This is a genomic window from Mesorhizobium sp. M0185 (assembly GCF_040322175.1).
Taxonomy (GTDB): Bacteria; Pseudomonadota; Alphaproteobacteria; order Rhizobiales; family Rhizobiaceae; genus Mesorhizobium.
On sequence record NZ_JAMYSY010000034.1, the window covers coordinates 36,232 to 62,362 of the forward strand.

The 26,131-nt window shown below is 63.5% G+C and carries 28 protein-coding genes and 1 pseudogene; 10 read left to right on the forward strand and 19 right to left on the reverse strand.

The window, feature by feature from the left end:
• Positions 1–2: 2 nt before the first annotated feature.
• Positions 3–518 carry a SixA phosphatase family protein gene (locus NKJ20_RS23515; RefSeq protein ID WP_352747336.1) on the forward strand — a complete coding sequence of 172 codons (516 nt, stop codon included), beginning with the start codon at positions 3–5 and terminating at the stop codon, positions 516–518.
• A gap of 94 nt (positions 519–612) precedes the next feature.
• Here the strand turns inward: NKJ20_RS23515 and NKJ20_RS23520 are convergent, their stop codons facing one another.
• The 8 genes from NKJ20_RS23520 to NKJ20_RS23555 all read right to left on the reverse strand — a co-directional run bounded on the left by NKJ20_RS23520 (position 613) and on the right by NKJ20_RS23555 (position 10,156).
• Entirely contained in the window at positions 613–885 is a 273-nt protein-coding gene (locus NKJ20_RS23520; RefSeq protein WP_352616713.1) for a DUF680 domain-containing protein, read from the reverse strand.
• Positions 886–1,161: 276 nt separating this feature from the next.
• Positions 1,162–1,395, reverse strand: coding sequence for a DUF680 domain-containing protein (locus NKJ20_RS23525; RefSeq protein WP_352747338.1), 234 nt, complete (start codon positions 1,393–1,395; stop codon positions 1,162–1,164).
• Between the two features lie 380 nt (positions 1,396–1,775).
• Positions 1,776–3,998, reverse strand: coding sequence for a cation:proton antiporter domain-containing protein (locus tag NKJ20_RS23530; RefSeq protein WP_502894990.1), 2,223 nt, complete (start codon positions 3,996–3,998; stop codon positions 1,776–1,778).
• Positions 3,999–4,168: 170 nt separating this feature from the next.
• On the reverse strand, positions 4,169–4,867 hold the full coding sequence (locus tag NKJ20_RS23535; RefSeq protein ID WP_352616706.1) for a DUF2270 domain-containing protein: 699 nt from the start codon (positions 4,865–4,867) through the stop codon (positions 4,169–4,171).
• A gap of 56 nt (positions 4,868–4,923) precedes the next feature.
• Positions 4,924–7,032: a molybdopterin-containing oxidoreductase family protein gene (locus tag NKJ20_RS23540; protein WP_352747343.1), complete on the reverse strand. Its 2,109-nt coding sequence runs from the start codon at positions 7,030–7,032 to the stop codon at positions 4,924–4,926.
• 69 nt (positions 7,033–7,101) lie between these two features.
• On the reverse strand, positions 7,102–7,509 hold the full coding sequence (locus NKJ20_RS23545; RefSeq protein WP_352747345.1) for an SMI1/KNR4 family protein: 408 nt from the start codon (positions 7,507–7,509) through the stop codon (positions 7,102–7,104).
• 136 nt (positions 7,510–7,645) lie between these two features.
• A complete protein-coding gene (locus NKJ20_RS23550; RefSeq protein WP_352747346.1) occupies positions 7,646–9,523 on the reverse strand; it encodes an ABC-F family ATP-binding cassette domain-containing protein in 1,878 nt (625 codons plus the stop codon).
• A 453-nt stretch (positions 9,524–9,976) separates the two neighbouring features.
• Positions 9,977–10,156, reverse strand: coding sequence for a hypothetical protein (locus tag NKJ20_RS23555; RefSeq protein ID WP_023677659.1), 180 nt, complete (start codon positions 10,154–10,156; stop codon positions 9,977–9,979).
• 132 nt (positions 10,157–10,288) lie between these two features.
• On the opposite strand from NKJ20_RS23555, the gene NKJ20_RS23560 reads away from it, so the two are divergent.
• The 3 genes from NKJ20_RS23560 to NKJ20_RS23570 all read left to right on the forward strand — a co-directional run bounded on the left by NKJ20_RS23560 (position 10,289) and on the right by NKJ20_RS23570 (position 13,106).
• Complete coding sequence (locus NKJ20_RS23560; protein WP_023677660.1) at positions 10,289–10,462, forward strand: hypothetical protein; 174 nt, start codon at positions 10,289–10,291, stop codon at positions 10,460–10,462.
• 94 nt (positions 10,463–10,556) lie between these two features.
• Positions 10,557–12,638: an ATP-dependent helicase gene (locus NKJ20_RS23565; protein ID WP_352747348.1), complete on the forward strand. Its 2,082-nt coding sequence runs from the start codon at positions 10,557–10,559 to the stop codon at positions 12,636–12,638.
• 165 nt (positions 12,639–12,803) lie between these two features.
• Entirely contained in the window at positions 12,804–13,106 is a 303-nt protein-coding gene (locus tag NKJ20_RS23570; protein ID WP_023677662.1) for a DUF982 domain-containing protein, read from the forward strand.
• Positions 13,107–13,118: 12 nt separating this feature from the next.
• On the opposite strand, the gene NKJ20_RS23575 is transcribed toward NKJ20_RS23570, so the two are convergent.
• From NKJ20_RS23575 to NKJ20_RS23585, 3 genes are all read right to left on the reverse strand, one after another.
• Positions 13,119–13,907: a GGDEF domain-containing protein gene (locus tag NKJ20_RS23575; protein WP_352452963.1), complete on the reverse strand. Its 789-nt coding sequence runs from the start codon at positions 13,905–13,907 to the stop codon at positions 13,119–13,121.
• Between the two features lie 130 nt (positions 13,908–14,037).
• Positions 14,038–14,337: a hypothetical protein gene (locus NKJ20_RS23580; protein WP_156937369.1), complete on the reverse strand. Its 300-nt coding sequence runs from the start codon at positions 14,335–14,337 to the stop codon at positions 14,038–14,040.
• A 14-nt stretch (positions 14,338–14,351) separates the two neighbouring features.
• Positions 14,352–14,864, reverse strand: a complete 513-nt coding sequence (locus tag NKJ20_RS23585; protein WP_352747351.1) for a DinB family protein — start codon at positions 14,862–14,864, stop codon at positions 14,352–14,354.
• Between the two features lie 74 nt (positions 14,865–14,938).
• Between NKJ20_RS23585 and NKJ20_RS23590 the strand changes: the two are divergent.
• From NKJ20_RS23590 to NKJ20_RS23610, 5 genes and pseudogenes are all read left to right on the forward strand, one after another.
• A pseudogene (locus NKJ20_RS23590) lies at positions 14,939–15,648 on the forward strand (glutathione S-transferase family protein).
• Positions 15,649–15,961: 313 nt separating this feature from the next.
• Complete coding sequence (bluB, locus tag NKJ20_RS23595) at positions 15,962–16,597, forward strand: 5,6-dimethylbenzimidazole synthase (protein WP_352747354.1); 636 nt, start codon at positions 15,962–15,964, stop codon at positions 16,595–16,597.
• Positions 16,598–16,734: 137 nt separating this feature from the next.
• Complete coding sequence (locus tag NKJ20_RS23600; protein ID WP_352747357.1) at positions 16,735–17,031, forward strand: DUF1905 domain-containing protein; 297 nt, start codon at positions 16,735–16,737, stop codon at positions 17,029–17,031.
• A gap of 244 nt (positions 17,032–17,275) precedes the next feature.
• Positions 17,276–17,698: a nucleoside-diphosphate kinase gene (ndk, locus tag NKJ20_RS23605; protein ID WP_352747360.1), complete on the forward strand. Its 423-nt coding sequence runs from the start codon at positions 17,276–17,278 to the stop codon at positions 17,696–17,698.
• 258 nt (positions 17,699–17,956) lie between these two features.
• The gene (locus NKJ20_RS23610; RefSeq protein WP_352452956.1) at positions 17,957–18,565 is read left to right on the forward strand and encodes a class I SAM-dependent methyltransferase; all 609 of its coding nucleotides are present in this window, start codon (positions 17,957–17,959) and stop codon (positions 18,563–18,565) included.
• 75 nt (positions 18,566–18,640) lie between these two features.
• On the opposite strand, the gene NKJ20_RS23615 is transcribed toward NKJ20_RS23610, so the two are convergent.
• From NKJ20_RS23615 to NKJ20_RS23645, 7 genes are all read right to left on the reverse strand, one after another.
• A complete protein-coding gene (locus NKJ20_RS23615; protein ID WP_254820285.1) occupies positions 18,641–18,910 on the reverse strand; it encodes a hypothetical protein in 270 nt (89 codons plus the stop codon).
• A gap of 194 nt (positions 18,911–19,104) precedes the next feature.
• Positions 19,105–19,872: a YbaY family lipoprotein gene (locus NKJ20_RS23620; protein WP_352747362.1), complete on the reverse strand. Its 768-nt coding sequence runs from the start codon at positions 19,870–19,872 to the stop codon at positions 19,105–19,107.
• Between the two features lie 85 nt (positions 19,873–19,957).
• A complete protein-coding gene (locus NKJ20_RS23625) occupies positions 19,958–20,437 on the reverse strand; it encodes a molybdenum cofactor biosynthesis protein MoaE (RefSeq protein ID WP_352747365.1) in 480 nt (159 codons plus the stop codon).
• 3 nt (positions 20,438–20,440) lie between these two features.
• Positions 20,441–20,698 (reverse strand): molybdopterin converting factor subunit 1, encoded by a 258-nt coding sequence (moaD, locus tag NKJ20_RS23630; protein ID WP_023677674.1) that lies wholly within the window; start codon positions 20,696–20,698, stop codon positions 20,441–20,443.
• 1 nt (position 20,699) lies between these two features.
• Entirely contained in the window at positions 20,700–21,296 is a 597-nt protein-coding gene (gene pgsA / locus NKJ20_RS23635) for a CDP-diacylglycerol--glycerol-3-phosphate 3-phosphatidyltransferase (protein WP_023719790.1), read from the reverse strand.
• Between the two features lie 100 nt (positions 21,297–21,396).
• Entirely contained in the window at positions 21,397–23,475 is a 2,079-nt protein-coding gene (uvrC, locus tag NKJ20_RS23640) for an excinuclease ABC subunit UvrC (protein WP_352747368.1), read from the reverse strand.
• Positions 23,472–24,248, reverse strand: coding sequence for an SDR family oxidoreductase (locus NKJ20_RS23645; protein WP_352747369.1), 777 nt, complete (start codon positions 24,246–24,248; stop codon positions 23,472–23,474). The genes uvrC and NKJ20_RS23645 overlap by 4 nt, the downstream gene beginning before the upstream one ends.
• A gap of 420 nt (positions 24,249–24,668) precedes the next feature.
• Between NKJ20_RS23645 and NKJ20_RS23650 the strand changes: the two genes are divergently transcribed.
• Complete coding sequence (locus tag NKJ20_RS23650) at positions 24,669–25,319, forward strand: outer membrane protein (protein WP_292662341.1); 651 nt, start codon at positions 24,669–24,671, stop codon at positions 25,317–25,319.
• Positions 25,320–25,397: 78 nt separating this feature from the next.
• On the opposite strand, the gene NKJ20_RS23655 is transcribed toward NKJ20_RS23650, so the two are convergent.
• Positions 25,398–25,994, reverse strand: coding sequence for a glutathione S-transferase family protein (locus NKJ20_RS23655; RefSeq protein WP_352747372.1), 597 nt, complete (start codon positions 25,992–25,994; stop codon positions 25,398–25,400).
• Between the last annotated feature and the right edge of the window lie 137 nt (positions 25,995–26,131).

The window sequence follows — 26,131 nt, forward strand, 5'->3', positions numbered from 1 at the left end:
CCATGAAGCAACTGCTGCTCCTGCGTCACGCCAAGTCGAGTTGGGACGATCCCAACCTCATCGACTTCGAACGGCCGCTGTCCGCGCGCGGGCTGAAGGCAGCGCCGCTGGTCGGCCGCGAACTGGCCCGGCGCGGCTGGCTGCCGGAGTTGGCGCTGGTGTCGCCGGCGCTGCGCACCCGCGACACGTGGCGGCTGGTCTCGGCGGAATTGCCGGCGAAGGTGCAGGCCAAATTTGCCCAGGCGCTTTACGAGGCAGCAGCGGCGGACATCCTCGCCAAGGTGCGGCAAGTGAAGGCGGGGACCGGAACGCTGCTGGTGCTTGGCCACAATCCCGGGTTGGAGGAGTTCGCGCGCGGTCTTGCCGGGGCTGGATCTGATGAAGCGGCGCTGAAAAAACTGGCGGAAAAATTCCCGACCGCGGCCCTGGCTCGGTTCGACGTCGATGGCGATTGGGCCGGTCTCACCTTCGGCAGCGCCCGGCTGACGCACTGCATTTGGCCGAAGGATCTTCGCTAGGCCCGGGGATCGCCGACCCTTTCGACCGACCGGGCTTTGCCCAAACAAGAGCGGCGGGCCAGGCCCGCCGCTCTTTGTGCTCCCGGTTAAGGAACTAACGGCCCCAATTGCCCCGGCCAGATTGGGGCACTACGGGCTGATCCGTGCCAAACCAGGTCGTCGCCTCGGTGTCGACGGCGTTGTGCTCGGCCGTCAGCGGCTTGCGGATGGAACCGGTAAACCCGCTGTCGACGGTGCCGACAGGCGCGTTGCCAACAGGCGCGGCCGGCTGGTTGACGCCGTCCGAGCCATAGTGATCGCTGCCTGCAAAGGCGCTGCCCGTGGCGACGAGGACGATGGTGGCGACGGTAAGAGCAGTCTTGGTCATTTCAGGTACTCCAATGTACTGGTCATTCGTGAGTTGTCGTTGCTTTCGACGCATTCGAGATGAGAGCGCTGTCCGCGCCGACGAATACGCACCCGGCTTTTTCCGATGTGCACGTTGCTGGACGATTTCAGCAACCGAGATTGTGGCTACAGATGAAACCTGCAAATCAAAGTATTCGATTGGCGCAGGATGCTATTCGGCGCACACGCCCGTTGATACGCGACAGCAAGAGTAGCGGGCCAAGCCCGCTGCTCTTTGTGTTGCGGGCCGTGATAATCAGCGGCCCCAGATGCCTTGGCCGGATTCAGGCGCCACCGACTCGGAGGTTATCTTGGCACCGGTATGCTCGGAAGTAACTGGCTTGCGGATCGAACCGGTGAAGGTGTTGTCGACGTTGGCAGCAGCAGCGGCCGGCTGGTTGACGTTGTCCGAGCCATAATGGTCGCTGCCGGCAAAAGCAGTGCCGGTGGCAACGAGGATGGCGGCGGCGGTAAGAGCGAGCTTGGTCATTTCGGTACTCCGGTAGTTCTTTGGTCTGTCCGTCAAGTGGCGTGCCTCGGGAGGAATTCGCGTCGCTCGGACCACCCCGAGATGGGTCGGCAAGTCTGTCGTTTCCAATCACGAAAATTTTGTGCCGGTGCGCCAAATTGGCCGCTTGAAAATCGACATGCAGCTCCATGCGCCACAATGTTCTTTCTTCTTTTCAACTAGCTAGTTATGCGGTCAGTGGTGATTTGCCGCGCGAACATTCTTTGAGCCGGCGTTCACCCTTTCCTGTACTCTCAGTCAACGGAACCGAACCGTTCGGTTCGAGTTCTTTACGTTTGGCGGATCAGCGCTTTCAGAGGCTCGATCGACATTCCTGCCGACGGATCAATGCGCCGTGAAATTCACGCTGCCAGCTCGGCGCCAGCGGCGTCGTGCTTGGGCCGCGCGCTGGCCAGAAGCACGACGGGGCAGTTGCAGGCGGCTAAAACAGCGCCGGCGGTTTCACCGAAGAACAGGTCCTCACCCGGACGTTGGGTGACGCCCATCACGACGATCACCGCTCCTTTGGCCGCCTCCCGGGTGATCGCCTTGTCGGGTGTAACGCGGGTATGGAACGCTGTGTCGATATGCAGGCCGTAGCGGCCCGCCAGATCAGCGATGTCTTTCAGGACGGCCTCTTCGCGGCTATGCGACACCGATATCGACCTGCGGTCCTTGGCTGCCTTTTGCGAGACGTAGAGAACCTTGATCCGCGCCCGGTTTGGACGGGCCAGCGCCAGCGCCAGGTCGGCGGCGCGACGCGCCACCTGGGTACCGTTGACGGGGACGAGAATGCTGGTGCCGGCCTTCAGCGTCGGCATCTTTTCGCCAGCATTGCCGCCGTTCAGGACCAGGCAAAGCGGGCCGTCAAATCCTGCGGCAATGTCGTTGAGGGCCGGCGCGAAGGCGCCATCGGCGGTCAGCACATTGTCCAGGCCGACCAGCAACAGGCCGTATCCCTTGCGGGCCTCTTCGGCGATCGTCTCACCCGTGGCCTCCAATTCGGTGCGGGCCGTCAGGTGGACTTTGTCGACAAGCGTATCTTCGATCCGTTTCACCGCCTGAGCGCTTTTTCTTGCGCCCTTCTTGATTTCCTGCAGGGCGCGCTCCTGTCCCTTGCTGTCGGTCGGCCTGTCAACTCGGCCGTCTTTCGGCTGAAGCAAGGTGGTGGGCAGGCGAAGCAAGGTGGTGGGCATGCCGCTGCCTCCGCCGACCAGTCCGGCGAGATATGCAGTGAACTTGCCGATCCTGCTGTCGTCGACCAGCACCAGCAGCCGCTCCAGCCTGGAAATGAAGCCGTATTCGTCCAACGCCTCGCGCTCGACACGCTGCTGCTCGTCGTGCCCAACCGGCAGCCGGCCGAGCGCCCAGCGCAGCATCGGCGGCATGGCCAAGGTGGTGATCACGGCCATGGTGACGATCATGGTGAAGAGATTGTGCGACAGGATGTTCATCGACAGGCCGATGCTGGCGACGATCACCTCGGTGGAGCCGCGTGCGTTCATGGCACTGCCGACGGCGATTGCCTCCTTGAACGACATGGCGGCGAGCTTGGCGCCGATGAAGGCGCCGCCAAACTTGCCGATGCTGGCGATGACCACGAGAGCGCCCGTCAGCATGGCAAGGGTTGGATCGGCGAGCACCGTGAGATCGGCGGAAAGCCCCGCCATGCCGAAGAAGATCGGCATGAACAGCGCGGTGATGACGCCGCGCAGCTGGCCTTCGATATGGCTGGAGAGGATGGGCGATTCCCCGACAAGGATGCCGGCGACGAACGCCCCCAGCACGGTATGGACGCCTATCAGATTAGTGATCAGCGCCATCGCTCCCATGATGATGAGGATCATGGTGATCACCGCAAACTCGCTGCGGAATTGATCGTTGGTCCAGCGGATCAAGGTGAAGACAAGACGGCGGCCAATGGTGAAGGAGAACACCATGAACAGTGCCACCGCGGCGATGGTGGTCACCAGCGGTACGAGCTGCAGCCTGCCGTTGGTGGCGATGCCGAAGGTTACGGCGATGACCAGCCAGCCGATCGTGTCCTCGATGATCGCCGAGGAAATAATCACCTGTCCGAGGTTGCGGCGCATGAAGTTCATCTCGCGCACCACCATGGCGACGACCTTGACCGACGAGATCGACAGCGCCGTGCCCAGGAACAGCCCGGCGACGGTGCGCTGCGTGGGCTCAGCCAGCAATGCGTCCGGCAGGAACTGCGCCAGCGCGAAACCGAAGATGAAGGGCACCACGACGCCGGTAGCCGAAATGGAAAAACAGGCCGCGCCAACCCGGCGCACCAGCCGCAGGTCCGTCTCCATGCCGGTCAGCAAAAGCAGCATCAGGATGCCGAGCTGCGAGACGGCGTCGATCATGCCCTTTTGCGCAGGATCACTGGGAAAGATCAGGTGCTGGGCCGACGGCCACAGCCAGCCGAACAGCGAAGGACCGAGCAGGATGCCGCCGATCAGTTGGCCCATGATTGCCGGCTGGCCATAACGCTGCAGCACTTCGCCCAGGCCGCGCCCGACAAGCAGCAGAAGCACGATCTCGGCGACGAAAGCGCCTTCGCCCGAACCACCCATGCCGGAGGCCCGGGTACCGGCAACGAGCGTCTCCGCTGCCCAGGCCGCGCCCGCGGGGACGAAAGCGCAAACCAGCAGTGTCAGGCTGGAACGTGTCGGAGCCTGCCAAGCCATGAAACCCCCATCGCCCAATGCACGTGTCCAACAACGCGCGACACGGCGTTGCGTTGCTAGACGTGGACGTCACCGAAGGAGAGTTCGCCGTCGTCGCTCTCTGTCAGAAAGGCTGTCACCAGCAGGCCTGCATAGAGGACGGCGACCAGCACGACGATGGCGCCACCAGGAACGGGACCCAGGGCAGCACTGGTGACGGCCTCACGCATCGACCCGACGAAGCCGATGCGGACGCCTTCGGTCAGAAGACTGGGGGTCGACAGTTTGAGGATCCAGGCCAGCAGCAGAATCAGCAGCATGTAAATGTAATTGCGACGCAGGCGGCGCGCCAAAGCCACGCGTTGCGAAATCAGGAATTTCGGCGCGCGCAGGCTCTCGCCGACGATCAACAGCCAATCGGACGCGAAGTCCGGCTGCGGCGAGAATATCTGCGCGAAATAGTGCCGTTCGAACTGGCGCACGCGAGCCCGATAGAAGTCGAAGAAGCGATATCGGCGGGCCTCTATCCACAGCAGCAGCAGAACAAGCAGCATGGCAAACAGCAGCACGCCATGGTGAGCGCTGGCTGTCGAAAGCGAAACGGACAGCATGGCTGCGACAACGGTTATCGCCCAGTTGCTCGTCCGGTCCAGGCGGTCACGCCACCCAGCCATGCGCGCAATCTCGGCGCGATGAAAGTGGGACATTGTGGTTACGAGTTCGCCGGACGACAGTGTCCTTCCGATAGGATCCGGCGCCGGCAACACTTCTGCCATGACAATGCCTCCACCCGCCACGCGAAAACGGCCGGATGGAGATATCGTTCCGACGCTCAATCCGCCGGGCGCAGCCAGACCTTGTTGTCGTGGAAGGCCGCGCCGCCATAGGGCGCCGGCGCATCGGCGCCGGTCAGCACGTTGATGCCCTCGCCGCGCTCATGGGCGCTGTTGGGCCAGATGCCTTCGGCGACGACGACGCCGCGCTTGATGCCGTCGAACAGCTTTGCGTGCAGCACCACCTCGCCACGCTGGTTGCCGACCTCGACACGGCCGCCGTCGGCGACGCCGAGTGCCGCCGCATCATCGGGATGCAAGAGCAGCTCCGGCCGGCGCTCTTTTGCCTGCGATACCGGCGTTTCGGCAAAGGTCGAATTGAGGAAATTGCGCGCCGGCGAGGTGGTCAGCCGGAACGGGTGCGCCTCGTCCGCCACTTCGATCAGGTCGACATGGTCGGGGAATTCCGGCAGGCTCGCCACCGGCCCGAACAGGCCCATGCTTTTCGGTGGCCGGTTGGGTGCGGCCTGGCCCGTCCAGTCGGCGCGAAAATGGAACTTCTTGTCGGCATGGCCGAAGCCGTCGAGGAAATGCGCGGCCTCGAAATCCGGCTGCAAATCGACCCATTTCTGCTCTTCCAGGCTCGAAAAGCTGCCCAGCCCGCGCTTGCCCAGGATGATATCGATATGCTGCTGCTCGGTCATGCCGAAGCCCGGACGGTCGGCGACACCGAGCCTCTTGCCGAGCTCCTCGATGACGAAATGGTTGGTGCGCGGGCCTTCCGGCGGGTCGATCAGCTTCGGCCCGAGTGTGATGTGCTGGTTGCCGCCACCCTTGTAGACGTCGTCATGCTCGAGAAACATCGTCGCCGGCAGGACCACATCGGCGAGCTTGGCGGTGTCGGTCATGAACTGCTCGTGCACGCAGGAAAACAAATCGTCGCGCAGAAAACCTTGCTTCACCAGCCGCTGCTCCGGCGCGACATTGACCGGATTGGTGTTCTGGATCAGCAGCGCCGTCACCGGCGGGCCGCCATAGAGCGCATCCTCAGCCCCTGTCAGCACCGGGCCGATCCGCGAATGATCGAGATGACGGATCGCGGGGTCGCGCATCCGTGTGCCTTCGAGCAGTTCCTGGTTGAGCTTGAAGATGCCCGAATTGGAATGGAAGGCGCCGCCGCCCTCATATTGCCAGCAGCCGGTAACCGCCGCGATCGAGGCCGCGGCGTGCATGTTGACCGAACCGTTGCGCTGCCGCGAAAAACCGTAGCCGAGGCGGAAATAGGTCTTCTTCGTCGTGCCGACGAGACGGGCGAAGGCCTCGATTTCGTCGACGGAAAGCCCGGTGATGTCAGCGGCCCATTGCGGTGTCCGCGTCTTGAGATGCGCTTCCAGACCGTGCGGGTCGTCGGTGTATTTTTCCAGATAGGCGCGGTCGGCCATGCCGTCGCGGAACAGCACGTGCATGACAGCGCACGCCAGCGCGCCGTCGGTGCCGGGCTTCAGCACCAGGCCGAGATCGGCCTGCTTCATCGTTGCATTTTCGTAGACGTCGATGACGACGATCTTGGCGCCGCGTTCCTTGCGCGCCTTGATGGCGTGGGTCATGACGTTGACCTGCGTGACCACGGCATTGGTGCCCCAGATCACAACGCAGTCGGACTTTGCCATCTCCCGCGGGTCGGGACCGCGCAGCGCGCCGGCGCCCATCATCCAGCCGGTCCAGGCCAGATTGGTGCAGATCGAACCGAAGAAGCCGGAGTATTTCTTGGCGTGCCTGAGCCGCTCGATGCCGTCGCGCTGCACCAGCCCCATCGTGCCGGCATAGTAATAGGGCCAGACCGTCTCCGAGCCATATTTTGCCTCCGCTGCGATGAATTTTTCAGCGACCAGATCGAGCGCCGCCTCCCAGCTCGCTTCCTTCCAGGCGCCGTCGCCCTTGGCGCCGGCCCGCACCAGCGGCTTCAGTAGGCGGTCGGGATGATGGACGCGATCGGCGTAACGGGCGACCTTGGCGCAGATGACGCCGGCCGTATAGCTGTTGGCCTTGGCGCCATGGACGCGACCGATACGCCTGGCGTCGAGCAGCTCGACCTCGAGCGCGCAGGTCGAAGGGCAATCATGCGGACAGGCCGAATGGCCGATTTTGAGCTTGGCGTGCTGATTCATGGGAGCAAACTAGCCGGTTGTGATAGCGGCGTGTAGGGCCAGATGGGCGGGCCTACATCCCCCTCTGGGCTATTCGTCGGAAAGGCCGATCAAGTCCAAGAATGCATCAAAGTCCGGCGCAATGGGCCAAACGCTTTCGATAAGATCACTATTTGTCATGTCAAACGCAACGAGCGGATAAAGCCCCGCGGTGCGTAGATCGAACGCAATCGCGTCGCCGCCCCCGTTGCTGCCGATAACGAAAAAACCCGGAAAGAACTCCTTGAATGTCCCCTGTTGCTCTATTTCGATCACCTCTTCCGCGGCGTGCAAGGCAAGCCATAGCGGCTGGACTGGCAGGGGGCCCTCACCACCGTTGCTGAAAGAGAGAAGGGCAACATAGCTTTCAGGCAGGACCAAAGGCCCCACGTCCCTGAGTTTCTCGATCGCTTCGTCTGACGCTCCATCGTTTTTGCGCCACTCCCGACCTTCAAGCATCTCATTCACCCCCTACGGCGAACCACGTGGGTATCCAGGAACGTACCCGGCCACATGACCGCGACAGGCTTGAGCAACGCGTCGTAGGCGCGGCATTTCGGGCATCTCCCCCGCGAGGGGGGAGATTGCGCTCTTCCTACTCCGCCGTGCCTTCCTCGTACTCCGCCGACATCGACAGCCATTTTTCCTCGTGGCCGGCCAGCTGTTGCGCGAGTTGCGAGCGCTCCTTGGCCAGCCTTGTCGCGGTCGAGGGGTCCTTTTCGTAGACGGCCGGATTGGCGAGTTCGTCCTCGATCAGGTCGATGCGCTTGCGGAGACGGTCCATCAGCGCTTCGGTGGCGCGGATTTCCTTGGCCAGCGGCTCGAACGCAGCGCGGCGCGCGGCTGCGTCGCGGCGGCGGTCGGCCTTCGAGGCTTTGTCCGCCTCGCGCTTGCCGCGGCGGTCGCCGGAGACGCCGGTGACCAGCGTCTTGTAATCCTCGAGATCGCCGTCATACGGATTAACCGCGCCGTCCTTGACCAGCCACAGCCGGTCGGCGGTCGCTTCGAGCAGATGGCGGTCGTGCGAGATCAGGATGACCGCGCCGGGAAAATCGTTCAGCGCATGGATCAGCGATTCACGGCTGTCGATATCAAGATGGTTGGTCGGTTCGTCGAGGATGAACAGGTTCGGCCCCTCGAAGGCCGACAGGCCCATCAAAAGCCGCGCCTTCTCGCCGCCGGACAGGTCCTTGGCGGCGGTGTTCATCTTTTCGGTGGTCAGGCCGAACTGGGCGACACGGCCGCGCACCTTGGATTCCGGCGCGTCCGGCATCAGCCGGCGGACGTGTTCATAGGCGTTTTCATCAGGCCTGAGGTCGTCGAGCTGGTGCTGGGCGAAGATTGCTACCTTCAGCCCGGGCGCCACCGTCATGCTGCCGGTCTCCGGCTTCAGCCGGCCGGCCAAAAGCTTGGCGAAAGTCGACTTGCCGTTGCCGTTGGCGCCGAGCAGCGCGATGCGGTCGTCGGCATCGATGCGCAGCGTCATCTTCTTCAGGATCGGCTCGCCCTCGGTGTAGCCGACGTTGACGTTGTTCAGCGCAATGATCGGCGAGGCCACCGTCTTCACCGGCTCGGGGAAGGAGAACGGCCGAACCGCGTCATTCACGATCGCGGCGATCGGCTTCATCTTCTCCAACGCCTTGATGCGCGACTGCGCCTGCCTCGCCTTCGACGCCTTGGCGCGGAAGCGCTCGACGAAGGATTCCATGTGCTTGCGCGCGGCTTCCTGCTTGACGCGGCCCTTCTCCTGCAACTCGCGCTGCTCGGTATATTGGCGCTCGAATTGGTCGTAGCCGCCGCGCCAGAAGGTCAGCTTCTTCTGGTCGAGATGGACGATCGAGTTGACGGCGCGGTTGAGCAGGTCGCGATCGTGCGAAATCAAGAGCACGGTGTGCGGGTATTTCGACACGTAGTTTTCCAGCCAGAGCGTGCCTTCGAGATCGAGATAATTGGTTGGCTCGTCGAGCAGCAGCAGATCGGGCTCGGCAAACAACACGGCGGCCAGCGCGACGCGCATGCGCCAGCCGCCGGAGAAGGACGAGGCCGGGCGCCGCTGCGCGGCATCGTCGAAGCCGAGGCCGGCGAGAATGGTGGCCGCGCGTGACTCGGCCGAGTGCGCATCGATATCGGCCAGCCGCATGTGGATGTCGGCGATGCGGTGCGGATCGGTCGCCGTCTTTTCCTCTTCGAGCAGTGCACTCCGCTCAAGGTCGGCCTTGAGCACGATCTCGATCAGCGGCTCCTCGGTGCCCGGCGCTTCCTGCGCGACCTGGCCGATGCGCGTATTCTTGGGCAGGCTGATCGAGCCGGTCTCGGAGGCGAGATCGCCGGTGATCGCCTTGAACAAGGTCGTCTTGCCGGTGCCGTTGCGGCCGACAAGGCCGGCCTTGCTGCCGGCCGGCAAGGTCAGCGAGGCATGGTCGAGAAGCAGGCGTCCGGCCATGCGGAGCGAAAGGTCGTTGATGATCAGCATGGCCGGGCTTTTGCACGGGACAACCATGCTTCGCAAGGGCTTGAGCCCGGTTCGCCGCATAAGCCGCGAAAACCGACAAAGCTGGTGATGTCGACCCCGCGCGCCGCGACTTCCCGCAAAACGCAAAAAGAACCCGCTATCCTGAGGGGGGACAAGGAGAGCGGGCCCTTTCGTGAACGGCGGCCTTGGGAGCGTCCGATCGACCTCCAAACACGCAGCAGCCTGGTTTGTTCCATGGGAAGAACGAACTATGTGATGAACAAACGCTGCTGTGGCCGGCAGGTTTGTCCACAGGGGCGTGCCGTCTGTACGCTATCGACCATGACGCTGCGGAAAGACTCGGCTATCCTTGGATGTGCGGCGGGCCTGATCTCCGCCTGGCCGGCGCCATCAGCTTCCTCCCAAGCGGCGCCGGCCACCTTCCTTGACCGGCGCCGACGCCATTTGAGGCGGTCATTGTTTCGGCGGCGTGCCGGGCTGATCCCCGCCGGTCGTCGACTTCGGCACCGGATTCTTGTCGACCTGCGGGTTCTGATCGACCGTGTCGCCAGGGGCCTTGGTCGGCTGGATGTTGTTGTCGCAACCCGCAACGGTCAGAGCTGCCATAAGCAGCAGGATTGAGCGCTTTTTCATCGCAGTCTCCTCTCGCCCGACAACGAGGCGTCGGCGATTTGGTTGCGCGGCCCGTGTCGTTCCTGCATTCGCCAAGGGGCCTGGGAACAAAATGCCGCGTCTCCGGTTGCTGCACAATCAATGGAGGAAGGCATGATCCGTCTGCTCATCGCCGGGGCAATCGTCTATGTCGCCTATCGCGTCGCCAAGAAAGTGATCGACGAGGTGCCCGACGATTTCGATCCGCTGCTGCTGCCGCCACCACAGGACGATCGCGAGGCGCTGCGGCGGCAATCGGCAAGGATGGGCGTCGAGCCGGAGCGTTAGTCGACAGGCCTGCCCGCAAGGCTTCTTCGTTCACGAGCCCTATTCCGGCTCCGCAAACCGTTGCGAACAAAGCAGAAACGATGCTTGATGGGCGATGAACCTCGCCGCCCGTGATTCGTCCTTCCAGCCGGCCTATCTGGCGAAGCTCAACGCCGAGCAGCGGCTTGCCGTCGAACATGGCGACGGCAAGATCGCCGGACCGTTGCTGGTCATTGCCGGCGCCGGCTCCGGCAAGACCAACACGCTGGCGCACCGGGTCGCGCATCTGATCGTCAGGGGTGCCGACCCGCGCCGCATCCTTTTGATGACATTTTCGCGCCGTGCCGCAGCGGAAATGGCCAAGCGGGTCGAGCGCATCGCCGGCGAGGTGCTGGGGCGCGATGCCTCGGTGATCACCGATGCGCTGAGCTGGGCCGGCACGTTCCACGGCATCGGCGCCAGGCTGCTGCGCGATTATGCGCTGGAGATCGGTCTCGATCCGGCCTTCACCATCCACGATCGCGAGGATTCCGCCGACCTGATGAACCTCGCCCGCCACGAGCTTGGGTTTTCGAAGACTGAAGCCCGCTTCCCGACCAAGGGCACCTGCCTTGCGATCTATTCGCGCGCCGTCAACGCACAGGCGGCGCTCGGCGAGGTGCTGGGTTCGGTGTTCCCGTGGTGCGCCGGCTGGGCCGAACAGCTGAAGCAATTATTCGCACGATATGTCGAGGCCAAGCAGGCGCAGAATGTGCTCGATTACGACGACCTGCTGCTCTACTGGGCGCAGATGGCCGGCGAGCCGGAAATCGCCGCGCATCTGGGTGCGCGTTTCGACCATGTGCTGGTCGATGAATACCAGGACACCAACCGGCTGCAGGCCTCGATCCTGACGGCCCTCAAGCCCGACGGATCGGGGCTGACGGTGGTCGGCGACGACGCGCAGTCGATCTTTTCGTTCCGCGCCGCGGAAGTGCGCAATATCCTGGATTTTCCGAAGCAGTTCGCGCAGCCGGCCGAGGTCGTCATGCTGGAGCGCAACTACCGCTCGACCGAGACCATCCTGGCGGCGGCCAATGCGGTGATCGGCGAAGCTTCAGAACGTTTCACCAAAAATCTCTGGACCGAGCGCAAATCGGCGGAAAAGCCGAAGCTGGTGAGCGTGCGCGACGAGACCGAGCAGGCGAGCTACGTCTGCCAGGCGATACTGACCGAACGCGAAGCCGGAACCGTTCTCAAAGCACAGGCGGTGCTGTTTCGCGCCTCGCACCATAGCGGCCCGCTGGAGATCGAGCTGACGCGCCGCAACATCCCCTTCGTCAAGTTCGGCGGGCTGAAATTTCTCGATGCAGCTCACGTCAAGGACTTGCTGGCCGTACTGCGCTTTGCCGAAAACCCGCGCGACCGCGTCGCCGGCTTTCGCGTGCTGCAACTTCTGCCGGGCATCGGCCCTTCGGCCGCCAATGCGATCGTCGAGACCATGGCAAATTCGCTTGACGAGACGATGGGGCTTGCCCGCTATCGGCCGCCGCAGCGTGCCGCCGACGACTGGCCGGGCTTTGTCGCGCTCTATAGCGGCCTGCGTGCCGGCGCGCAAAAATGGCCGGCCGACATCGAACAGGTCAGGCTCTGGTACGAGCCGCATCTGGAACGTATCCACGAGGATGCAACGACGCGCCGGGCCGATCTCCTGCAGCTCGAGCAGATCGCTTCCGGCTATGCGTCGCGAGAGCGCTTCCTCACCGAGCTGACACTCGATCCGCCGGACGCGACCAGCGACGAAGCCGGCCCGCCACACCGCGACGAGGATTATCTGATCCTGTCGACGATCCATTCGGCCAAGGGCCAGGAGTGGAAGAACGTCTTCGTGCTCAACACCGTCGACGGCTGCATCCCGATCGATCTCGGCGTCGGCAGCAAGGAGGACGTCGACGAGGAGCGGCGGCTGCTCTACGTGGCGATGACGCGGGCCAAGGACAGCCTGCACCTGGTCATGCCGCATCGCTTTTTCGTCCACGGCCAGGCGGCGCGCGGCGACCGCCATGTCTATGCCTCGCGCACGCGCTTCATCCCGCGCTCTATCCTCGGCGCCTTCGAGCAGGTGGCATGGGCCAGCGTCCAGGCCAGAGACGATCCGCGCCGCCAGCCGCAGGTGCGTGTCGACCTCGGCGCCCGCATGCGCGGCATGTGGAAATAGGCACCCGCCTCGACGTCGGCGCTGCTCGCCCGGCGACCGCTCCCAGAGCCGGCGAAAAAAACAATCCCGGCAACATGGAACCTCGCGCCGTGATCCGCGTTTCTGCCCGACCCCCAGACCGGAGAACGGCGTCCGCCGTGACCTCCGCCCATTCGAGAGGCCAGAATGCACGACAGGACGTTTTCCACCCCGGTCGCCCTAACTGTTGGCGCCGGCTACAAGCGTACGATCGCTTCGTTCTCCGAGATGCACGAATTCCTGACCGAGTTCCCGCCTTCGCGCCGCCGGCTGAGCTATGGCGCCGCGGTAAAGGCCTGCGAGGCGGCACGTGCCGGCGATATCTCGGCCGAAGCGGCACGCGACGCCCTGATCACCTTCGCCGTGACGGCAGGCATCCTCTGGCCGGCCGCCCAGCCGGCAGTCTCGGTCAAGCCGGTCGCCCGGGGCCTCGGCGGCTACGCCGCCTGACAGAAACGACCATCAATGGACCGTCATCGGGCCGCCGCCGGGCGGGTCGCCCGCTGCCGCAGTTTCGAAACTGACCTGATCGCGGCCGTTCGATTTGGCCTTGTAAAGGTGCTTGTCCGCCACCACGAACATCTCGGCGTAGGTGGTCGGCCCGCTGAAGGCGACGCCGCCGATGCTGACCGTGAGAGGACAGGGCCGGCCGCCAGGCGTGAACTCCGCCTCACGGACGCGCCGGCGAATTGTCTCCGCCACCAGCCAGGACTGCGAAGGATCCGCGCCGGGAAGGAAAACCGCAAATTCCTCGCCGCCGATCCGGCCGACGATGTCGGCGCCGCGTAGCTGGCCCTGGATTGTCCTGGCGATCAGCTTGAGCGCCTGGTCTCCGCAGTCGTGGCCGAGGCGGTCATTGACGGATTTGAAATGGTCGGCATCGACGATCAGCAAGGCTCCGGCATTTACGACGGAATGGCTGCGGGCCTGTTCGAGATAGGCCTCGACGAGCATGGAAAATGCACCCCGGTTGAATACCGCCGTCAGGCTGTCGGTCGCCGCGACGACGGCCAGTACCTTCTGCGCGATCGCCAGCTGGCGCATTTTCCACATGAGGAAGAAGAAGAACGAGCTGGCCAGGACAAGCGGCAGCAGCAGGTCTGTGAGCTGCGCCCGCCACAGCGCTTCCGGCGACAAATACGGGAAATTGAAGGAATCGACGAAGAACGCGGCTGCAATGCAGACCGCCGTGCCCGCGACGGTAACCGCCACGACCCTGCCCCAGCTCGTCGGGGACAAATCGATCTGCATGCTTTTGCTCCTGCTTCAGCCGGCTACCTTGAAGCAACAGCGCAAACGAAGTCCTAAGACTTTGCTTTCAATTCGATCGCAGTCGAAGCGAACCAGCCGTCGAGATGGCGGCCAGATAAGGAGATCGGTCCTAAATCAGCTGCCTTCTGATGCTCATCCGGGTGACCGCGGTCACAAGAATGGCGCCGATCATGAAATAGATGGTCGCCACGATGTCGCCCTGGTGGAAATAATAACCGGAGTTGAGGAGCGCCAGGACCACGGCGAAGAACGCCACGAGGCGCAAGGGTTCATTGGGCATGCGTGCCAATTCTCGCTGTTGCTGCTGAATGCTGCTGAAGCGGCCGCCCTCACGACCGTGCGCTCCATAAAATGTTTTGGCGCGTTTTGCAATCTCGGCAGATCGTCCTCTATCCACCGTCCGCTTCACCAGCCGCCCCAGGTTCAGGCGAAGGCCCTGCCCTCCTCGCTGCGCTGGAACATCGTCAGGTCCAGTCCGAGGCTTGGTTTGCCCAGAATGGTCAGGATCGCATGCGCCTGGCCGCGGTGGTGGGTCTGGTGGTTGAAGAAGTGGTCGAGCGCCGGCGCCAGCCGCTGCGAGACGGTGCGCATATCCGAGACGGTCATGTAGGAGAAGCGGCCCGACAGCGCCTTGTCGCTCAGGCCGTCGACCCAGTCGATGATCCGTTTGTCCTCGGCCTCGCGCGCCAGCCGCAAGCCTGGCAAGGCGCGGTGCAGGACCGTGTCGAGCCTTGCCGGCGCGTCGCCCTCACCGGTGAAGCGTTTCATCCAGATACGGTCGGCTGCCAGGAGGTGGTTGAGCGTTCCCATCATTGAACCGAAGAAGACGCCGATATTGCGGTCGAACTCTTCCTCGTCGAGATCGGCGGCGGCATCGTAGATGCGGCCGTTGGCCCATTGATTGTAGGCCGCAAACATCCTGAAATGCTGTTTCATTCTTCTCTCGACCTGCGAGACCCCCTGCGCGGGTCTGTTTCGGCCATAGTTAGACTGCAAGGACGCTGCCGCCAATGACCATTCTGCTCTATGACCTTGTCGGACGCGACGCCGCCCGCCATTCAGCCCACATTGCTGGAAGGCGGCGATGGCGCTGGCCCACAAAGGGCTCGACATCACCAGCGTGCCGACCCGTTTCCTCGAAGTGCCGAAGGTGGAAGGCGGCGTCTCGAAGCTCGTTCCGCTGATCCGCGACGGCGAGACGGTGGTCGCCGATTCCTTCGCCATCGCGCTCTATCTCGAGGAGGCCTATCCCGAGCGGCCGACATTGTTTTCCGGCGACGGCGGCAAGGCGACGGCGCGCTTCATCGAACGCTGGTCGCAGCTGACCATCCATCCCTACGTCACTTCCGCGGCGATACTGGACCTACATGCCATGCAGGACGAGGCGAACGCCGCCTACTTCCGGCAGAACCGCGAGCAGCGCTTCGGCAAGCGCCTGGAGGCGGTTTACGCCACCCGCGACGCCGGGCTCGCCGGCTTCCGCGCCTCGCTGGAGCCGCTGCGCTCGATGCTTGGCTATCAGCCCTTCATCGGCGGCCGGTCGCCGCTATTTGCCGACTACATCGTTTTCGGCGCGCTGCAATGGGCGCGAATCGCCACGCCCTACCGGCTGCTCGACGACGGCGACATCGTGGCGCAATGGTTCGAACGATGCCTCGATCTGCATGGCGGCCTCGGCCGTAACGTCGTGGCGGCAGCGATCTCCCGCCTCGAGAGTTGAAATCGGCAGTTTTCATCGGCGGCGGCACATTTTGTTCTTGCTTTGTGCCGGCAGCTATGCTATTAATCCCGATATGGTGATGATTCGCACCGACGCCCGCCCGGCCTGCCGAGGCGGGTTTTGTTTTGCCGATCGAGGTCCAACGGCGTTGCCGGCAGGGACGTCGTCCGGCCTTAGCTGAAAGTTGCCAGCCGGCGAAATGCGACAATGCGGGTAGACGAAGTGTCGCTCGAAGCGCCTCATCAGCGCCTGGATCGAAGCAAACAAGACGAACATCCGGCGAACCGGGCAATCACAACAAAGGCAGCGCGCCATGACCGCAAACCCAGAGTTCCCGGCCGATTTTCGCGCTGCGCTCGCCAACCTTTTCCTGTGGCGGCGCGACGTCAGGCGGTTCAAGTCGACGCCGCTCCCCGATGGAGCGCTGGAGCGGCTACTGGAGCTTGCCAGCGCCGCACCGTCCGTCGGGCTGAGCCAGCCCTGGCGCTTCGTCGTCGCCGAGAGCGAGGCATGCCGCGCCGCCGTCAGGGCCTGCTTCGAGCGCTGCAACGCGGAGGCACTCCAAAGCTTTTGCGGTGAACGCGCCGCCCTGTATTCGCGCCTGAAGCTTGCCGGCTTGAATGAGGCGCCCTGCCAACTTGCGGTTTTCGCCGACCGCGCAACCGAGCAAGGGCATGGGCTCGGCCGCATGACCATGCCAGCCACCATAGACTATTCCGCTGTCATGGCGGTCCACACGATGTGGCTGGCGGCGCGCGCCGAAGGAATAGGTATGGGCTGGGTCTCGATCCTCGATCCGGCCGAGATGGCGACCATCCTGGACGTGGCGCCGGAGTGGACGCTGATCGGTTACTTCTGCATCGGCTACCCCAGCGAGAACCACAGCGTGCCGGAACTGGAACGGGAAGGCTGGGAAACGCGGCGGCCGTCTATCGTGACAAGGCGGTAGTGGAATGGCGCGGGGAAGAATGACTCCTCCCTGCAGGGCTGTGAATGTCATGGATGGTTTCGCCGATCGTCAGCATTGCCAGCAAGACACCATGGCAAAGCCAGTCGTGACGGGCTTGACCTGAGGAAGGGCATAGAATGTTTCGCTACGACATGCAGGCCGAGATCTGGGTCTATCCGGGCAAGGGCGGCTGGCATTTCGTGACGCTGCCGCCGGAGGTTGGAGCCCGGATCAAGACGGCGATGGTGGGGATGGCAAGGCCCTGGGGCTCGCTTGGCGTGGAAGCCGTCGTCGGCCAGACCAGATGGCGGACATCGCTGTTTCCCGACAAGAAATCCGGCAGCCTGCTCTTGCCGATCAAGACCGCGGTGCGGGTTCGCGAAGGCCTCGGGGCTGGCGACACGGCCAACCTGACGATCGAGATGCAGTTATGACGGCGTAGTCTCAGGCTTGCGACGACGCGCTATAGGGCGGCCAGTCGATCGGACCCAAAGTGGGTACCGGTTGTCGGAAAATCCGATGCTCGGCAAAAAGATGGAGCGGCGGCATGGTTCGACTTGAAAGTCCGCCGCCCCAGCGCAGAATGCGCGCCGGGCCGGCCTCCCCTTGGCAAGGCGGCGGGCGGCTTGTATAGAGCCCGCCACCCTCAATTCCACTCTCCATCACAAGGACGATCCCATGGCGCTCGAACGCACCTTTTCCATGATCAAGCCGGACGCGACCCGCCGCAATCTCACCGGCGCTATCACCAAGATGCTGGAAGATGCCGGTCTGCGCGTCGTCGCTTCGCGCCGGGTGTGGATGAGCCGCCGCGAGGCGGAAGGTTTCTATGCCGTCCACAAGGAGCGTCCGTTCTTCGGCGAGCTGGTCGAATCCATGTCGTCGGGCCCGACAGTCGTGCAGGTACTGGAAGGCGAGCACGCCATTGCCAAGAACCGCGAAGTGATGGGCGCCACCAATCCGGCAAGCGCCGCCGAAGGCACCATCCGCAAGCTGCACTCACTGTCGATCGGCGAGAACTCCGTGCACGGTTCCGATGCGCCGGAAACCGCTGCGCAGGAGATCAAATACTGGTTCTCGGACACCGAGATCGTCGGCTGAGCCGGCATCCCGAACCCCATCGAAGAGGCCGGCGCAACGCCGGCCTTTTTTGCTAAAGCGCGTCGCGTTCGACCGGCTTCCTGCGACGCGCTTCAAGTTTCTTGTCTTGATGCATGTCATTATCGCAAAACCGCTGCACACTTTTGCGCGACATGCAGTAGCGGACATTTTCAGCTTCAGGCTCCTCGACGGGTCACGGGTGCGTTAAGCTCGGAGGGGCGGATCAAACGCGGTCCCGACAATGGAGCCGACAAGGCCATGACCAGCACCATTCCCGGTTTCTTCCAAGGCACCGAAATGCCAACCAGCGGCTGGTGGGAAGCGCTGTGGCCCGAGCCTGCCAGTGTCCTGGCGGCAGTCGGCATGAAGCCCGGCACGGACGTGGTCGATCTCTGCTGCGGCGACGGCTGGTTCACGCTGCCAATCGCCAGGGTCGCCCGTCATGTGATCGCTATCGACATTGATGCCGATCTGCTCGAAGTCGCCAGGCTGCGGCTGGCCGAAGGAGGCGCGAGCAATTGCGAGTTTTTGGCGGGCGACGCCTATGAACTTGCCAGGCTGGTGCCTCAAACCGTCGACTTCGTCTTTATCGCCAACGCTTTCCACGGCGTTCCGGATCGGCCGCGGCTTGCCCGCGCCGTGCGCGCGACGCTTGGCCCTGCCGGTCGTTTTGCCATCGTCAACTGGCACCAGTATCCGCGCGAGCAGACCACGGTCCTGGGCGAGCCGCGCGGGCCAAAGACCGAGCTGAGGCTGTCACCCGAACAGACCACCGCGTCGGTGGAAGCGAGCGGGTTCAAGCTCGCCGAGCTGGTTGATGTGCCGCCCTATCACTATGGCGCGGTATTCAAACTCGCGACGAATTGAGAAATATCGCATGAAATGCGGCATCGTCGCCCGATACATGTCGCCCGCCGCCCCCTAGCGGCGGGTTCTGCCGGTCTATTTCGCCTGGCGTTCCTTCACGTTCGCATGTTCGTTCGCCGCTTCCGTGTCGGTGGACGGGGTCTTGGTCTCTTCACCTGAAAACGGGCTGCCCTGCCCCGGTGCGAGATCGCCGCTATGGCCGGCCTTGTTGGTCTGGAACGGTTGGCTGTCCGCTTTGAGACCGTGGTCAAGAGCATTGACGAGATGGTCGTCCGCCTTGGCAAGGCCGGTAAAGGCAAGGAGCGATGCACCGGTGGCGGCAAGGATAAGCGTGTGCGTTTTCATGTCTGGACTCCTTTGAGTTAAGGCCAGAACGAGCCGCAGCCATTCTGGCGGCTTCAACGAAGGGACAAACGTCCCGTTTGCCTTACCCGCCATTTCATGTGGAACTAACGCGCCCTCTGCCCGGCCTATTCCCGCTGAAACACAACGTGATCGGCATGCAGCTGCCGCAGAGAGTAATCGGCTTGGGTGATGCGCTAGCTCGCGGCGTTGAAGCGCAGAATGTCGCGGCCGCCGCTGTCAATGATGACAAGCTTGCCGGCGTCGACGTGGTAGGATGCCGCCTTGGCCAGCGCCTCGAACAGCGCCTTTTCCTCGACCATGACCTGAGGCGCGCAGGCCTTGAAGGTCGAGCCGATGTCGCTGATGGCGATCGTCGAGCCGTCTACCTTGGCAGTGGCAAAATAGACGTTGCAAGGGCCGCTGCCGCCGGCCTTGCCGGCTTCGCTGATCCGGAATGTCGCCCGCGGCTCGGCAATCACGCCGACACCGTCGATATATTCGACCAGCCAGCTTTGGCCGAACACCGAGGCTGCCGCCGGCGCATCGCTCGGCGCCGCCATTTTCAGCATGATGGTCTGTGGCGCGTCGCTGAGCGGGTCGACCTGATGGCGCGTATCGGTGACGAATAGCAGCCGGTCGTCGACAGTGATGCGCGCCTGCAGCGCGTAGGTCATATCAGGCCGGATCACCCGCGGATCGAAGCTGATCTCGAACTTGATCGGCACCTGGCCGGCCGGCACCACCTTGCGCTCACCGATGATTGCGGCCGGCGCGTCGGCCAGCGACACGTCGGCAAGCTGCACGGAAAGCACGGCATTGGGCGGCAGCGCGATGCGCTCGCGATACATCACCTCGCCCTTGAGGGTCTTTTCGGCAGCCGCGGAATGATCCGGAACGGCCAGGATGCCGACGGCCAGCGGCACCAGTCCGAAGATGAAGAACTCGGCGATCCTGTCCAGCATGATCCTGCTCCCCTTCCGGCCAAGGGTCTCGCAGGATTGCGGTCAATGAATGGCCGGCCGGGTATGGGATGGCTGTCGCAGGGATTTATTTGGACGGCGGCTGCCTCCAGCGGCCCGCCGCCTTGTCGTCGGCCTCCTTGGCATCGACCCAGCCGCCCTCGGAACCGTCGCTATGGTGTTCCTTTTTCCAGAACGGCGCGCGTGATTTCAAATAGTCCATCAGGAAATTCGCGGCCTCGAACGCCGCTTGCCGGTGGGCGGAAGCCGCCACTACCAGCACGATGTTTTCGCCGGGCGCGATCTTGCCGTGGCGATGGATCGCGGTGAGCCCCTGCAGCGGCCAGCGATCGATTGCCTCGCCGGCGATGCGGGATATCTCGGCTTCCGCCATGCCGGGATAATGTTCGAGCTCGAGCGCCGAGAGCCTGCCTTGCTCGTCGCGGCAAAGGCCGGAGAAGGTCACCACAGCGCCGATATCGTTGCGACCCCTGGTCAGCCTGGCGATCTCGGCGGCGACGTCGAAATCCTCCGCCTGCATGCGCACGACCGGCACCACCGCGGACATGGTTCAGCCACCGGTCATCGGCGGGAACAGCGCGATCTCGCGCGCGCCGGCGATCTTCTCGCGGTGCTCGACATGTTCCTGGTTGATGGCGACGCGGATCACGTCAGGATATTGCAGCGCGTTCTCGTACTCCTCGCCGCGCGATTTCAGCCAGCGCAACAGGTCGGCGACCGTTTCGATGCCGGCCGGCAGTTCGACCTCTTCCTCCGGTCTGCCGATCCGCTCGCGCACCCAGGCGAAATAGATGAGCTTCGTCGACATTTTATTCATCCATGATGTGCTTGAGGCCGGCGCGGAAATAGTCGTAGCCGGTGTAGAGCGTCACCAGGGCTGCGATCCACAGCAGCACCAGCCCGGTCTGGGTGGTCAGCGGGAAGATCTTGTCGCCGGCGGGACCTGCAAGCAGGAAGGCGATGGCGATCATCTGGATGGTGGTCTTCCATTTGGCGAGCTGCGTCACCGGCACCGAGACCTTCAAGGCCGCCAGATATTCGCGCAGGCCCGAGACCAGGATCTCGCGGCACAGGATGATGATCGCCGCCCATAGCGACCAGCCGGCGATGCCGGCATGGCGGTCGGTGTCGGCGGCAAGCAGCAGCAGGCAAGTGGCGACCAGCAGCTTGTCGGCGATCGGGTCGAGCATCTTGCCGATGTTGGAGGTCTGCTGCCAGGCGCGCGCCAGATAGCCGTCGAAGTAATCGGTGATCGAGGCGAGCAGGAAAATGATGAGCGCCGACCAGCGGGCGAAGTCGCTCGATTTCAGATGCCCTTCCAGGAAGAAGCACAGCACCACCAGCGGCACCGCCAGGATGCGGGCGTAAGTGAGCATGTTGGGCAGGTTGAATGCGCGCTGGGACATGTTTTGGGAACTCTTTCTGCCTGCTTAGTCAAATCAGAAGCGAATGTGGGGGGTCAACAGGCCAGAATCGATTAGCCAGCCGAAATATCGGCAATAGGTCTTAGCTCTCGTGAAAATGATTGTAGACCAATTTCGCCACCTGCTCCGAAATGCCGTCGACCTTGACCAGGTCCTCGACGGCGGCACGGCTGACCGCCTTGGCCGTACCGAAATGCATCAGCAGCGCGCGCTTGCGGCCGGGGCCGATGCCGCTGATCTCGTCGAGCGGGCTCTTGACCATCTCCTTCTTGCGGCGGGCGCGGTGCGAACCGATGGCGAAGCGATGGACTTCGTCGCGCAGCCGCTGGACGAAATAGAGCACCGGATCGCGAACGGGCAGCGAGAATGGGGCCTTGCCCTTGACGAAGAAGCGTTCGCGGCCGGCATCGCGGTCCTGACCCTTGGCGATGCCGATGGCCACGACGCGGTCCTCGATGCCGAGATCGGCGAGAATCTTGCGCACCGCCGTCATCTGGCCCTGGCCGCCGTCGATGAGGATGACGTCGGGCCAGGCGGGGAAGCCGCCCGCGTCCTCGATATCGTCGCCCGGTTCGGTAGGGCTCGCCTCGTCCGCGCCCTCGGTTTGCGGGGCGTCACCATGTTCCTTCAACAGCCGCGAAAAGCGCCGCTGCATCACCTCGCGCATCATGCCGAAATCGTCGCCCGGCGTGATCTCGGTCGAGCGGATGTTGAACTTTCGATACTGGTTCTTCACAAAACCTTCCGGCCCAGCGACGACCATGGCGCCGACGGCGTTGGTGCCCATGATGTGCGAGTTGTCATAGACCTCGATGCGCACCGGCGGTTTTTCCAGGCCGAAGGTCTCGGCAAAGCCAGTGAGCAGCCGCGCCTGGGTCGAGGTTTCGGCGAGCCGCCGGCCGAGCGCCTCGCGCGCGTTCTGCAGCGCGTTGTCGGTCAGGTCCTTCTTCTCGCGGCGCTGCGGCACGGAGATCGACACCTTGCGGCCGGCGCGGGTGGAGAGGGCCTCCGCCAGCAATTCCTGGTCCTCGACGCCATGCGACAACAGGATGGTGCGCGGCGTCGGCTTGTCGTCGTAGAACTGCGCCAGGAACGATCCCAGCACCTCGCCGGCTTCGAGCGCCGGATCGGCCTTGGGAAAATAGGCGCGGTTGCCCCAGTTCTGGCCGGTGCGGAAGAAGAACACCTGGATGCAGACCTGGCCGCCCTCCTGATGGATGGCGAAGACATCGGCCTCGTCGACGGTCTGCGGATTGATGCCTTGATGGCTCTGCACATGCGACAGCGCCGCCAGCCGATCACGATAGATGGCGGCGCGTTCGAAATCGAGGTTCTCCGAAGCCTGCTGCATGGCGGCGGAGATCTCCGTCTTCACCTTCTGGCTGCGGCCGGAGAGAAAATCCTTCGCCTCGGCGACAAGCCTTGCATAGTCGCCGTGCGAGATTTCGCCGGTGCACGGGCCGGCGCAGCGCTTGATCTGGAACAAAAGGCAAGGCCGGGTGCGGTTCTCGTAGAAGGAGTCGGTGCAGCTCCTGAGCAGGAAGGCGCGCTGCAGCGAGTTGATGGTACGGCCAACTGCGCCGGCCGAGGCGAAGGGGCCGAAATAGTCGCCCTTGCGCGAGCGCGCGCCGCGGTGCTTGTAAATACCGGGCGAGACATGGTCGCCGGTCAACAGGATATAGGGGAACGACTTGTCGTCGCGCATCAGCACGTTGAAGCGTGGCCGCAAGCGCTTGATGAGGTTGGCTTCAAGCAGCAGCGCTTCGATCTCGGTGCGGGTGACGACGAACTCCATGGTCGATGTCTCGCGCACCATGCGGCCGATACGGCTGGTGTGGAACCGGCCTTGCGCGTAGCTGGTGACCCGCTTCTTCAGGCTGCGTGCCTTGCCGACATAGAGCACGTCGCCGGCGGCATTCATCATGCGGTAGACGCCGGGCGCATTGGGCAGCCGCTTTACCAGCGTCTGGATCACCTCGGCGCCGACCATGCCGTCGGCGTCGCCGGCATGCGGGGTCCAGTCGATGGCGGTGAAGGTAACGTCCGGACCGCTGGCTGCAGGCTCGACGACTTGCTCGGCCGCCTCGTCCTCGAGGTCGATTTCGGGCGGCAGGTCGTCGGCGCCACCGCGCGTTTTTTGTTTCTGGTCCATGGGGCTCATTCCGTCATGCCTGTCACATCGGGCGTCTGCCATGCAAGATGCTGGCCGCCGTCAAGCGCGATCATCTGGCCGGTGACCGAGCGTGCCGCCCAGAGATAACGGATAGTGGCACCGAATTCCGGCAATTCCGGGCCGCGTTTCAGGATCAGCCCGGCAATCTGGGCATCGAAATCGCTGTCGTGCTGGCGCGTGTTCTTCAAGGTCGGGCCAGGACCAATGGCGTTGACACGGATGCGGGGACCCAGCGCCTGCGCCATCATCTCGGTCGCCGCCCACAAGGTCGACTTCGACAGCGCATAGGAGAAATAACGCGGCGTCGGTCGCCAGACGCGCTGATCGATCATGTTGACGATCAGCCCCTCACTGTTCTGCGGCAAGGCCCGAGCGAAAGTCTGTGCCAACAGCGCCGGCGCCTTGACATGCATGGCGAAATGGCGATCCCAGGCCGGCCAGTCGAAATCCTCAACGCTGTCGTGCTCGAACAGCGAGGCGTTGTTGACCAGCAGCGACACCGGCCCGAGTGCCGCCGCAGCGCGGCCGACAAGGTTGCTGACCGCGTCCATGTCGGTCAGGTCGGCAGCAACCACTGCGGCCCGGCCATGTCGACCAAAATGACCACTGGTGATCTGGGCCGCCAGTTCCTCCGCCTCGGCCAGCGAGCGATTGCAATGAATGGCGACGGCAAAACCATGCGCGGCAAGGTCCTCGACGATCGCCCTGCCGATCCGCTTCGCCCCGCCCGTCACCAGTGCCGTCGCGGCGACCTTGCCCATCTGTCAATCCTTAATCCGATGCCGATTCCGACCTGCCGGGATCGCGCCGGCAAATTATGGCCCGCCAAGCGTTAAATCCCATTTCCACCTGGGGCAGGATTGTGGCAAAGTGGCCGGTGGGCGTTCTGGCTCGACCGGAATTCGGGCCAGCCCGCCCGCAATATAGGGCGCTGGAGCCCTTACACCAAGCCGTGTGCAGTGCAGCACGGCGAACCTGCTGACATTCGCTGTTGCGAAGATGCAACGTCAAGGTTCTGCCTCATTCGTGCCAGGTAATGACCCAAGTTCAGGTTCGCTTCAGCCGCATTTCGACACGACATTTGGAACCGTTGAACGCCGGATCCGTTTCACCCCCCGGACGGGTTGAGGGCGCTCATGAAAAAACAAGCCTGTGTCCTGTGGCTTAAGGAGTAAAGAACAATGCAAGCCAATCTTAAATTTGCGCGACCGCTCGCGGTGGCGTTTGGGCTGTTCGCCCTCGGCGGAACCGCCTATGCCGCGGACGTGGTTCAGGAAGAGCCGCCGGCACCTGCCCCGATCGCAGAACTTCCGGTCGCATCCTGGGCCGGTCCCTATGCCGGTGTGAGCGTCGGCTACGGCTTCGCTGGCCATGCCAAAGCCAAAGACATTGGCGTCGACGTCGACACCAAGGGTTTTGTCGGCGGCGTCTTCGGCGGCTATAACTGGCAGCAGGAGAACTTCGTCTACGGTGCCGAAGCCGATATCGGCTACAACGGCGTCAAGGGCGACGATGCCGGCATCGAGGCCAAGGGTGGCTTCGAGGGCTCGCTGCGTGCCCGCCTCGGCTACGCTGTCACCCCGGATATCCTGCTCTACGGCACCGCCGGTGGCGCGCTGAAGAACCAGAAGATTGAAGCTGCCGGCGTAAGCGACACCAACACGCAGTTTGGCTGGACAGCCGGCGTGGGTACCGACATCAAGATCACCGACAATGTGTTCGGCCGTGTCGAGTATCGTTACACGGACTTCGGCAGGAAGGACTTCGACGGTATCGGCAAGGTCAAGTCGACCGACAATCGCGTCACCTTCGGCGTCGGTATGAAGTTCTAAGTCGTCCAAGCCACGACACGAAAAAGCCGGGCCTCGCGCCCGGCTTTTTTTATTGGCATCGGTTGAGACCGCTTGTCCTCAAGCCGGGATGGCGGACTTCAGCTCCGGGAATTTCTCGTCGAAGCGTGCCGCCCAGCGCGTCAGCCGGCCGCGGCCCTTTTCCCATTTTCCAGCGAAGCGCAGCGAGAGATAGCCGAGGCAGGCGCGCAATGCGATCTGGCCGAGGGTGATTTTCTTCGGCAGCTTCGGCGGGTTCGCGTTGAGCAGATCGAGCGCGTCCGAAATCTTCGTCCACTGGCGCTCAAGCCAAGGCTGGTAGACCATCTCTTCCGGCCGTGTGCGCCGCTCGTAGACCATCGACAGCGCGCAGTCGCAGATGCCGTCGGCCAATGCCTCCAGCACCTCCGCCTCAAGGCGCTTGTCGGGATTGCGCGGAAACAATGCGTTCTTCGACATCCGGTTGAGATGCTGGGTGATGGCGCGGCTGTCGTGGACCGAGCGGCCGTCATCGAGCACCAGCACCGGGATCTTGCCGAGCGGATTGGCGCCGATCAGTTCGGCCGGCCTTTCCTCGGTCTTTATCGGCACGAGGTCGACCGCAATGCCGGCATAAAGTGCTGCCATGCGCACCTTGGAACTGTAGGGGGAAGTAGACGCGTAGAGCAGTCTGGGCATTGTCGATTCCTGTTTGCCGGCTACAGCTCCATATGCCCCGTTGGACGCGCAAAAGGACGCGGTAGCATTGTGAGTTCGCGCATGACCCTTACCGAAAATCGATTCCGACAGGGGCTCGTGCGTGGCCCTGTTGACCG

Excerpts from the sequence above, each read along its gene's own strand:
- NKJ20_RS23515 (WP_352747336.1), top strand. The coding sequence starts at position 3 with ATGAAGCAACTGCTGCTCCTGCGTCACGCCAAGTCGAGTTGGGACGAT.
- NKJ20_RS23520 (WP_352616713.1), bottom strand. The coding sequence starts at position 885 with ATGACCAAGACTGCTCTTACCGTCGCCACCATCGTCCTCGTCGCCACG.
- NKJ20_RS23525 (WP_352747338.1), bottom strand. The coding sequence starts at position 1,395 with ATGACCAAGCTCGCTCTTACCGCCGCCGCCATCCTCGTTGCCACCGGC.
- NKJ20_RS23530 (WP_502894990.1), bottom strand. The coding sequence starts at position 3,998 with ATGGGTGGTTCGGGCGAAGGCGCTTTCGTCGCCGAGATCGTGCTTCTG.
- NKJ20_RS23535 (WP_352616706.1), bottom strand. The coding sequence starts at position 4,867 with ATGGCAGAAGTGTTGCCGGCGCCGGATCCTATCGGAAGGACACTGTCG.
- NKJ20_RS23540 (WP_352747343.1), bottom strand. The coding sequence starts at position 7,032 with ATGAATCAGCACGCCAAGCTCAAAATCGGCCATTCGGCCTGTCCGCAT.
- NKJ20_RS23545 (WP_352747345.1), bottom strand. The coding sequence starts at position 7,509 with ATGCTTGAAGGTCGGGAGTGGCGCAAAAACGATGGAGCGTCAGACGAA.
- NKJ20_RS23550 (WP_352747346.1), bottom strand. The coding sequence starts at position 9,523 with ATGCTGATCATCAACGACCTTTCGCTCCGCATGGCCGGACGCCTGCTT.
- NKJ20_RS23555 (WP_023677659.1), bottom strand. The coding sequence starts at position 10,156 with ATGAAAAAGCGCTCAATCCTGCTGCTTATGGCAGCTCTGACCGTTGCG.
- NKJ20_RS23560 (WP_023677660.1), top strand. The coding sequence starts at position 10,289 with ATGATCCGTCTGCTCATCGCCGGGGCAATCGTCTATGTCGCCTATCGC.
- NKJ20_RS23565 (WP_352747348.1), top strand. The coding sequence starts at position 10,557 with ATGAACCTCGCCGCCCGTGATTCGTCCTTCCAGCCGGCCTATCTGGCG.
- NKJ20_RS23570 (WP_023677662.1), top strand. The coding sequence starts at position 12,804 with ATGCACGACAGGACGTTTTCCACCCCGGTCGCCCTAACTGTTGGCGCC.
- NKJ20_RS23575 (WP_352452963.1), bottom strand. The coding sequence starts at position 13,907 with ATGCAGATCGATTTGTCCCCGACGAGCTGGGGCAGGGTCGTGGCGGTT.
- NKJ20_RS23585 (WP_352747351.1), bottom strand. The coding sequence starts at position 14,864 with ATGAAACAGCATTTCAGGATGTTTGCGGCCTACAATCAATGGGCCAAC.
- bluB (WP_352747354.1), top strand. The coding sequence starts at position 15,962 with ATGACCGCAAACCCAGAGTTCCCGGCCGATTTTCGCGCTGCGCTCGCC.
- NKJ20_RS23600 (WP_352747357.1), top strand. The coding sequence starts at position 16,735 with ATGTTTCGCTACGACATGCAGGCCGAGATCTGGGTCTATCCGGGCAAG.
- ndk (WP_352747360.1), top strand. The coding sequence starts at position 17,276 with ATGGCGCTCGAACGCACCTTTTCCATGATCAAGCCGGACGCGACCCGC.
- NKJ20_RS23610 (WP_352452956.1), top strand. The coding sequence starts at position 17,957 with ATGACCAGCACCATTCCCGGTTTCTTCCAAGGCACCGAAATGCCAACC.
- NKJ20_RS23615 (WP_254820285.1), bottom strand. The coding sequence starts at position 18,910 with ATGAAAACGCACACGCTTATCCTTGCCGCCACCGGTGCATCGCTCCTT.
- NKJ20_RS23620 (WP_352747362.1), bottom strand. The coding sequence starts at position 19,872 with ATGCTGGACAGGATCGCCGAGTTCTTCATCTTCGGACTGGTGCCGCTG.
- NKJ20_RS23625 (WP_352747365.1), bottom strand. The coding sequence starts at position 20,437 with ATGTCCGCGGTGGTGCCGGTCGTGCGCATGCAGGCGGAGGATTTCGAC.
- moaD (WP_023677674.1), bottom strand. The coding sequence starts at position 20,698 with ATGTCGACGAAGCTCATCTATTTCGCCTGGGTGCGCGAGCGGATCGGC.
- pgsA (WP_023719790.1), bottom strand. The coding sequence starts at position 21,296 with ATGTCCCAGCGCGCATTCAACCTGCCCAACATGCTCACTTACGCCCGC.
- uvrC (WP_352747368.1), bottom strand. The coding sequence starts at position 23,475 with ATGAGCCCCATGGACCAGAAACAAAAAACGCGCGGTGGCGCCGACGAC.
- NKJ20_RS23645 (WP_352747369.1), bottom strand. The coding sequence starts at position 24,248 with ATGGGCAAGGTCGCCGCGACGGCACTGGTGACGGGCGGGGCGAAGCGG.
- NKJ20_RS23650 (WP_292662341.1), top strand. The coding sequence starts at position 24,669 with ATGCAAGCCAATCTTAAATTTGCGCGACCGCTCGCGGTGGCGTTTGGG.
- NKJ20_RS23655 (WP_352747372.1), bottom strand. The coding sequence starts at position 25,994 with ATGCCCAGACTGCTCTACGCGTCTACTTCCCCCTACAGTTCCAAGGTG.